Source organism: Acetobacterium sp. (assembly GCF_041752335.1).
Lineage (GTDB): Bacteria > Bacillota > Clostridia > Eubacteriales > Eubacteriaceae > Acetobacterium.
Map to the genome: position 1 here is coordinate 1 of NZ_JBGSHG010000113.1, position 8733 is coordinate 8733.

Sequence of the window (8733 nt, forward strand, 5' to 3'; positions counted from 1 at the left end):
GGCAAAAAGTATTCAAAAGTTGCGCAGATGGTACTCTGTTAAAAAGAGATTGGACGACCATCTGCTAATGAACAAAATTGTGTTGGCAAGTGCACAACTTTTCGAGACCAAACGCTAAACTTTTTGATTGACAAACACAAAAGTAGATGCATGTTGTATTATTATAGCGCTTTTGATTGCAAATATCTACTGTTTAATAACTAAAATTTACCGTATTTTACTCAATTTGATAATTTGTTGAAATAAAAAATATAAATGTTGAATATTTTGTTGTCTATTTCAATTTAAGATGAAAACGCTGGTTAAATCAACCTGATCTTGATACAATATAAATCACACTGAGAATAATATCCATGCTATATGTTTGCGACTTGCGCGAAAGAGTTGTCACCTGATGCGCACAGGAATTAGCTGGGAAAAGAAAGAGAACTGATATAGAATCCAGTGAATAGGGGATGATTTAGTGATCTGCAATATAATTACAATTAAGTCAATTGATATCTTAAAGCAGTACTTGCAGACCGATGAATTCAAGAATCATTTGAATAACTCTGTTTCAGTAGTTGTCCAAATATTTTCTTCAGACCGGAATCCCGATTGGATGATGGAGATTGAAGCGGCTCTTCGGGTGACGATGCCCAGGGGAGTGATTGTGGGAGTCACGACGATGGGAGAAATTGCAGCGGGCCGCCTGCGTATTAATACCACGGTGATTTCTTTTGCATATTTTGAAAAAACCCAAATTCAGGGTTTTTTAATCAAATGTGATAATGGAAACGAAAGAGATCTGGGAAATGATTTTTCAAAAAAAATAGAAATGATCTGTCAGGACATCGCTGGGATTATGCTTTTGGCGACTCCTTTTACGATGAATGCTTCCGACTTTTTATTGGGTTTTTCGACGGGAAGAAGCGGAAGCTATCCTGTATTCGGAGGAGGTGCTGGCGATTATGAAGCGGTACAGGAGCCGTTGATCGCCTTAAATGGAAATTATACATCAAAGGGGGTACTAGCTGTTGTTTTTATGGGAAATAACATCCAGATTGATATGCATACCTATCTTGGTTGGCAACCACTAAGCAAAGAAATGATCATCACCGAAACCGATGGTCTCTGGGTGAAGAAAATCGATAATGAACCCGCATTTGATGTCTTTCATCGCTACCTGGATATTCAGAATGACAAGGATTTTTTCCTGAATGTTCTGGAGTTTCCCTTGTTACTTAAACGTAATGGAATTCAGTATGCCAAGGCTCCGATGGAGGTTAACGGAGAAAATGCTATTAAATTTATAGCCGATCTAAAAGAAGGTGAGACCGTCTGCATTGGCTATGGTAATCCGTCGGTCATGATTGAGAAAGCTAATGATATCCAAAACCTTATCCAGACTTTTAATCCTGAGGCTATTTTTCTTTACTCCTGTATTTGCCGGCGTTTTTTACTGCAGAGTGAGGTAGATCTGGAAACCAGACCCTTTGAAACCATTGCTCCCACATCAGGGTTTTATACCTATGGTGAAATTTATTCGCAGGGTAAATATGTGATGCTGCTCAACGCCACCATGGTGGCAGTCAGCATGAAAGAGCGAGATAGCGAGAAACATGAGGATGGAACGGATAAACGGATTGATAAGCCAAAATCATTAGATCCCTTCACCAGTCAGCATGCCCGGATTATTTCCCGATTGGTTAATTTTATCAGAGTGGTGACTGAAGAACTGGAGGATGCCAACACCGAAGCCAGACGTTTGGCAGAACGTGATTATCTGACTCAGGCTTATAATCGAATGAAAGCTCATGAATTTATGATAAATGAAATAAAAAGATGCGAACGGTACGGTCTTGAATTTTCCATCATCATGCTGGATATGGATTATTTTAAAAAGGTGAATGACACGTACGGACATAATCTGGGTGATGAAATTCTCATTCATCTGGTCAAATTGATAGCGCTGGAAATTCGAACGACTGATATGCTGAGCCGATGGGGCGGAGAAGAATTTCTGATTGTTATGCCAATGACTGACAAAGATGGGGCTAAGATAATAGCCGAACGGATCCGTAGCGTTGTGGAACAGACCCAGTTTAGGAAAGGACTTAGCCAAACCTGTAGTTTCGGAGTTACCGCTTATAGTGGGGGAGAATCCATCGAGACCTTAATCGAACGGGTTGATCAAGCCCTTTATGAAGCAAAAAAAAGGGGCCGAAACTGTGTAATAACTAAATAAAAAAGTCAGGTAAAATCTCGCTATTAACCTTTACTGATGAAGATTCGATTTCCGCCCATTTCTCTGGCAATTGACAAAGCCTGGTCAACTTTTTTTAAAAGCGTATAATAGGAAGTTTCATCGGTGAGAATGGACGTTACCACACCAATCGAGACGGTAACAACTTCAGTCACAGTGGATGCTGAATTGGCAATTGCTAAGTTCATCACTTTTTTTCTTATTTTTTCTGCCATTTTTGCGGCACCAGCAGGATCAGTGTCTGAGAGAATACAAGCAAATTTTTCATCATCCCAACGAGCAGCCAAATCTCCAGATCGCTTCAAGGCGTCTTTCAGGGTTAAGGCAATATGGCGCAGACAATCATCATTGGAAAATCGGCCATCGACGTTATTAAGATTTTTAGTAGCATCGATGCCAATCATCAGGATCGACAAATAGCACACCGTTTTTTTGGATTTCTTGATGGCCTCGGTGAACATCACATCAAATCTTCGGCGGTTGGCAATCTGGGTGAGGGTATCGAGGTGATTGTTGCTTTTATCTGAAATGTCATCTTCGCTGTTTGGATCGCAAAATTTATTCATGTTCAGGATTCCTTTCCGGTTTGTCGAAAGCGTGTTAACGTTTGTATATATTCTATACTTGATGAGGGTTGGATGTAAAGCTTTTTAATCATAAGTCTATCCGTAAAGCTTTTGTTTGAACGGGATGAAGACGGGTAAATATTATTTGATTGAAGAGCGGTGGATTAACGATTATATTCGTGAGAAGCTAAACAAAAAAAGTTGATATCTTTAGACAAAATCGCCAAAGAATTATGAAACCAATATTGGTAAAAATTAAAGATGAATTAGATCATAGATAGCGAGGGAAAAAATGGATTTTAAAAGTGCAAATCTTGTATATTTTACGGGCACAGGAGGGACTGCGCGGGTTGCTGATGCATTTGAACGTTCATTTATGAAAAGATCGGTAAGCGTACTACGGACAGAGATAAAAGGGGTGGCAGATTCAATGGTTTTTGGAGATCTCCTGGTTTTGCTTTTTCCGGTGTATGCTTTTAATGCTCCAAAACCGATTGAAGAGTGGCTGAAAAAAATACAACCAGTTAATGGACGTCCAGCAGTGGTAGTTTCAGTGTCTGGTGGTGGAGAAATATCGCCCAACACGGCCTGTCGTTCGGCTACGATTCGTCATCTTGAGAAAAAAGGGTACGATGTGATTTACGAAAAAATGGTGGTGATGCCCTCTAATTTTATGATTGGTTTCGATGAAAGTCTCTGCGCCATGGTACTCCATGCCACCCCGGTGATTGTGGAAAAGGTGGTGGTGGAAATGATGGAAGGGGAACGGCATCGGACAGAGCCTTATGGGATTGATCGGATTGCTTCAAAGTTGGCTTATTTTGAAGTGTTTGGCGGCAGGTTTTTTGGTCGTCATCTAAAAGTCAATGATAAATGTGTAAATTGTGGCTGGTGCGAAAAGCTGTGTCCCCGGGATAATATCAGAATTATTGATGGCAAGCATATCTTTGGAAATGATTGTGTCATTTGTTTGCGTTGCATTTATGGCTGTCCCCAGAAGGCTATCGAACCGGGAGTTGGGAAATTTATGGTACTGCCAGAAGGATATAATCTGAGTAAGGTGGAAAACCGAATGGATCACCTGACCGTTTATCCCAGAATCAGCCAAGCAACTGGGCATGCTTCACTTCGTGGCGTGAGAGCTTATCTCATTGAAAGTAATTGTTTTGAAGTATAAAGAAGGACGGTAATTTATAGTGTTTGAATCTGGTGTGTTTTGTTGAAATGAAGGGAAAATATGGTTGGCTTGTATAAATGGAAAACCAATTGATGGCTTAGGCCAACGTTAAAAACCCCTTAATCTGAGTAAGGAAAAAGGGGTTCAATATTTTTCTATTTTCGGTATACAAATACCTGGTTTCGACCGGCTTCCTTTGCTTTTATCAGGGCGGCCTGGGCATGGTCCAGGAGAGTTGCAAAGGAATCTTCGCCAGAATTTTCATGCGTTCTGATACCGGTGGCGACGCCTAGTGATAGGGTGACAAATTTTGCTTCGGGTGACGACTGGTGGGGAATTCTCAGATTCAACACCGCTTTTCTGATATTTTCAGCCACATGAGTGGCTCCCTTCAAATTAGTATCCGGGAGCAGACAGGAAAATTCCTCGCCCTCCCAACGGGCAACCAGATCACCGGCACGTTTCAATGTTTTTTTAAGTGCGACGGCAATTTCCCGGAGGCAATCATCACCTTCTAAATGTCCATAGATCTCGTTATAAGATTTAAAATAGTCAATATCGATTTTAATCACCGACAGCGGAGTGTTATTGCGTCTGGCTTTGCGAATTTCAATGGCCAGCATTTCATCGAATCGGCGACGGTTGGGGATTTGAGTTAAGGCATCGATATCGGCAGTAATGCTGAGGATTTCCCGATAATGCTTAAGAGCCAGATGATTCTTGATTTTTTCCTCCACGCTGGGGAGATCAAAAGGCTTGGAAATAAAATCCACGGCACCCGATTGTAAACTATAGGTTTCATTTTCCGTGTCGCTTAGGGTTGTGAGAAAAATAATTGGAATAGCCATGGTGCTTTCTTCCAGTTGGATTTGTTTACAGACCTCATAACCGCTCATGTCCGGCATGCTCAGGTCCAGCAGGATCATGTCTGGCACTGGATCTTGTTGAACAATATTTAAAGCATCTTTTCCGTTGTTGGCAACAATAATTTCATAATTTTCGACCAAAGCCTGAGCAAGTAATTGGGTATTCTCAGGGGCGTCATCAACGACTAAGATTCGCTGTCTTTTTTCAGTAATGGCTTTGTTATGAGATTTGGCCTGATCGTTTTTGATTTGCTCAATAGCAAGCAGTTCTTCTGCTTTAAGCCGAATGTTCTTATTATACATCGGCAATACCCGCCCAGACGCACCACGGTCATTGTTAGTATCCTGAGCATCATCCCTGAGTAATAGCACATGAAACGAAAATTCATAACCGCTCTCACTGTCCCGAGTGGCAGATAACTTGCCATTCATTTTTTTAACAAGTGTTTTTACTAGTTCCAGACCAAAGTTAAGGTTGCTTTCATTGGCAGCATTGATGGAAAAAGGATTATCAGAGCCACTTTTTAAGCGGGCAATCCCAGAAGTTTTGACATTAAAGTAAATTTTAAAAACGGTTTTGCCGGTGTTTTCAGGGGTAGCTTCAATAGTGATTTTGCCTCGCTCCAGACATTTAATGGCATTGAGGACTAAAAAGGAAATAATCTGTTTAAGCCGTTGAGAATCCCCCACAACACTCGATGGGATTTTTGGATGAATCGCTAAATCGATGGTGATGTTATGACGTTTAGCGCTGACGATAAGAGGGATAATCGCATCTTCGACAGTGTTGTGAAAATCAAATGAAGTCACATCATGACCGGTCTGATTATTTATGTCAATTACCAGGATTCCGTTGATTAAGTTCTCCAGAAACTCTGAGGAAAGTCGGATGTTTTCCAGACAGATATTCTGGTTTGAGATGGAAGGGGTTTTGCCAATTAATTGCAGGAACAGGGACAAACTTTCCAGTGGCTCCTGAATTTCATTGGATAAAACGGAAATCAGTTGATTTTTTGAAAATTCGGCGGACTCAGCATCTTTTTTGGCATGATAGAGTTCGGTCAGATCTTTGGCACAACCGTAAATTAACTTGTCAATCCATTGAAACTGCCAGGTCACAAATCGATAGGTGCCGTTATTTGAACGCAAACGGCAGCTAAGGGGCAAACTTTCATTTTCTGCAGAAAGATTTTTTATGACAAGAATCAGGTTTGCTACATCATTAGGGTGGACAAGGTCAGTGAGATTTTTATCGATAAGCGCTGGAGTCAGGTAGCCCAGTTTGGTTTCCCAAACCCGGTTTGACTTCATAATTGTTCCTCGTTCATCGGTTATACAAAGAAATTCCATGCTGCTGGCAAAAAATCCGTTCAGGTGCTGACGGTTTAGTTCATTGAGTGAAAAGTGATCGTTCATGGTTGTATTCCTTTCGAATCCTGAATAATCTTATCGTTTGGTGAATACGCAGATATTTACATAAATGTTATCATAAAGAAATTTAATTATCTATTAAAATAGATAAGCGAACAGATTAAAATATAAAAGCATAAGAATACAAAGATTGGGGGATTTTCGATTGAAAGCAGTTTTTTTTACATTGGGTACCAGAGGAGATGTCCAACCCTATGTGGCTCTGGCCAGAGGCTTGATAAGTAAAGGGCATCAGGTGGTTATTTGTACTGGCGAAACATTTAGAGGATTTATTGAAGAAAATGGAATTGCTTTTTACCCGGCCACTGCTGATTTAATGGCCATTCTGGAAAGTGAAGAAGGACGGGCCGTGTTTGCTGGAGGAGGCTTCAATTTTTTTAAAATGTTGAAATATTCTAAAGAAGTGGTGACACCCGCATATCGAAAAACAATGGATGATTTTTTTATCGCTTCGAAAGGAGCAGATGTAATTATTTACCACCCCAAAGCGCTTGGGGCAGTGGATATTGCAGCGTATCATAATATTCCCTGTGTGAGCATGCCACCGGTTCCGATCACCTATCCGGTGACAGAATTTCCCAATCTGGCCATGTTCCCCAAAAAAAATCTGGGAGCAACACTTAATAAACTGACTTACCAGCCCATTCGCCTGGCTGAAAAACCCTATATTAAAGGCATTAATGCGTTTCGGGAAAAGTCACTGGGTTTTGGTAAACGAAAAGCCGGCGATCTGACCTATTACAGCAAGGGAAAGGAAATACCCATTGTTTATCCCATTAGTCCCTATCTGTTTCAGAATGTGAAAAGCTGGAACGGTCATGTGTATTTGCCAGGATTCTTTTACCTGGACATCAAGGAAGTAGAGTTAGATCACGGACTGCGGGATTTCCTGGCAGCTGGCACAAAACCCATTGTCATTTCATTTAGCAGTATGCCTCTAAAAGATCCCGATGCTTTTAAGGATAAATTGATACAGGCATTAAGGAAAACAAATAACCGGGGAGTAGTGCTTACAGGAGTCAGCGGGATGACCTTTGATGAGGATAAAACGATTTATTCCATTGATAAGGCGCCTCACCGATTGATTTTCAAGGAAGCCATGGGCATTGTTCACCATGGCGGGATGGGGACTGCGGCCGAAGGCTTGCTTTCCGGAGTCCCCCAGTTGATTATGCCATTTTCGGTTGATCAGCCATTCTGGGCCCAGCGGCTGTATGACCAGGGATACGCTCTGGCTCCTCTGAATCAGAAGAAACTGAAAGTGTCTGATCTGGTCGCAGCTTTTGAAAAAATGGCTGATGCTGAAGTCATCCAAAGAGCAGAGGCAATCATGGCTGTTATTAAAGCCGAAAATGGTGTTGAACAGGGGGTTCGCTTTATTGAGGAACTTGTCCAGAAAAATTGAGAAGTACCCTCCGCTCTGGTTTGAAAGGGAGGGTGTTCTGATATAAACAAGAAATGTGAAGTTCAGACCCCTAGCGACCAGGTATTTTTAATTTTGACATTCCGTTCTTTAAATTCAGGAATAATGGTTTGAGTATTTCCGATTTTGTCTTTAAAACGTTTGATGATGGCAAAGTCATCCTTGAAATGCATGGGAATCATAACCTTGGGATGGAAGGTTTCGATAAAGTATTCGCCGGCCTTGTAGAAAGAATCGCCTAGCCGGGGATCCACTGGTACAAAGGCAAATTCCATGGGCAGGTTCTTCATTCTTTCCAGTTCAGCCTTAAAGTCTTTTTCTTCCTTCACCGGATCGATGTTTGGTTTTTCGTTGGTATCCCAATCCCACCAATTCAGATCACCGGCATGAAAAATTCGGTGGGAATTGGTGGCAATATAAAATGAGAGTCCTTGATCGGTGGAACCAAAGGTCTTAATATCCATTCCGCCCAGTGACATGTGCTGGTAGGGACCGATGGCGTGGGTCTTGTGGGTGGACGTCTTGTGAATATCGTCACTTAAGATATAAGTGGGGTGATAAGCCCGGTCGGTTGAAAAAATATCAGCCGTGTAGTGATCGCTGTGACCATGAGACACAAAGAAAAAATGCGGAATCCCCTTGCGCAGGAGACTGGTTGGGATATGGGTAAAGCAATCAAAAATCAGAGTTTTATCCTCTAACTGAATTAAAAAGCCGCTATGATGTAAATGGAAAATTTTCATATGTTACCTCTCGTGGATCGTTTTTTTACCGGTATGGTTGGATAGAACTATATTACCCAAATATATTCAAATTATACTTCACATTATACCATATTCCTGAAAAACTTAAATACATACAAAAAAACAAGAATATTTTGGGTTAATAAAAAAATAATCCGAACGTTTTAAATTCTATTGATATTATTGTTCGGAAATAGTAAAATAAGTTTATCATTAAAAAAGGTGGAAAAATTGTGATAAAACGAATTTTTGTAGAAAAAAAAGACAAGTTTGAAGTAGAAG

At 40.9% G+C, this 8733-nt stretch carries 6 protein-coding genes; 3 read left to right on the forward strand and 3 right to left on the reverse strand.

The annotated features are described in order from the left end of the window. Positions 1–463 precede the first annotated feature (463 nt). Positions 464–2227 carry a diguanylate cyclase gene (locus tag ACEW8F_RS13695; protein ID WP_373484026.1) on the forward strand — a complete coding sequence of 588 codons (1764 nt, stop codon included), beginning with the start codon at positions 464–466 and terminating at the stop codon, positions 2225–2227. Between the two features lie 23 nt (positions 2228–2250). Here ACEW8F_RS13695 and ACEW8F_RS13700 read toward each other — a convergent pair whose 3' ends face one another. Next, the gene (locus ACEW8F_RS13700) at positions 2251–2811 is read right to left on the reverse strand and encodes a diguanylate cyclase domain-containing protein (protein WP_373484027.1); all 561 of its coding nucleotides are present in this window, start codon (positions 2809–2811) and stop codon (positions 2251–2253) included. A gap of 292 nt (positions 2812–3103) precedes the next feature. Between ACEW8F_RS13700 and ACEW8F_RS13705 the strand changes: the two genes are divergently transcribed. Continuing rightward, complete coding sequence (locus tag ACEW8F_RS13705) at positions 3104–3988, forward strand: EFR1 family ferrodoxin (protein WP_373484028.1); 885 nt, start codon at positions 3104–3106, stop codon at positions 3986–3988. A 155-nt stretch (positions 3989–4143) separates the two neighbouring features. On the opposite strand, the gene ACEW8F_RS13710 is transcribed toward ACEW8F_RS13705, so the two are convergent. After that, the gene (locus tag ACEW8F_RS13710; protein ID WP_373484029.1) at positions 4144–6270 is read right to left on the reverse strand and encodes a diguanylate cyclase domain-containing protein; all 2127 of its coding nucleotides are present in this window, start codon (positions 6268–6270) and stop codon (positions 4144–4146) included. Positions 6271–6430: 160 nt separating this feature from the next. Here ACEW8F_RS13710 and ACEW8F_RS13715 point away from each other — a divergent pair, with 160 nt between their 5' ends. Beyond that, entirely contained in the window at positions 6431–7690 is a 1260-nt protein-coding gene (locus ACEW8F_RS13715) for a glycosyltransferase (RefSeq protein ID WP_373484030.1), read from the forward strand. A 62-nt stretch (positions 7691–7752) separates the two neighbouring features. Here ACEW8F_RS13715 and ACEW8F_RS13720 read toward each other — a convergent pair whose 3' ends face one another. After that, entirely contained in the window at positions 7753–8451 is a 699-nt protein-coding gene (locus ACEW8F_RS13720; protein WP_373484031.1) for an MBL fold metallo-hydrolase, read from the reverse strand. Between the last annotated feature and the right edge of the window lie 282 nt (positions 8452–8733).

Bases quoted from the DNA above. Each gene is read 5' to 3' on its own strand.
- ACEW8F_RS13700 (WP_373484027.1), bottom strand. From the start codon at position 2,811: ATGAATAAATTTTGCGATCCAAACAGCGAAGATGACATTTCAGATAAA.
- ACEW8F_RS13705 (WP_373484028.1), top strand. From the start codon at position 3,104: ATGGATTTTAAAAGTGCAAATCTTGTATATTTTACGGGCACAGGAGGG.
- ACEW8F_RS13710 (WP_373484029.1), bottom strand. From the start codon at position 6,270: ATGAACGATCACTTTTCACTCAATGAACTAAACCGTCAGCACCTGAAC.
- ACEW8F_RS13720 (WP_373484031.1), bottom strand. From the start codon at position 8,451: ATGAAAATTTTCCATTTACATCATAGCGGCTTTTTAATTCAGTTAGAG.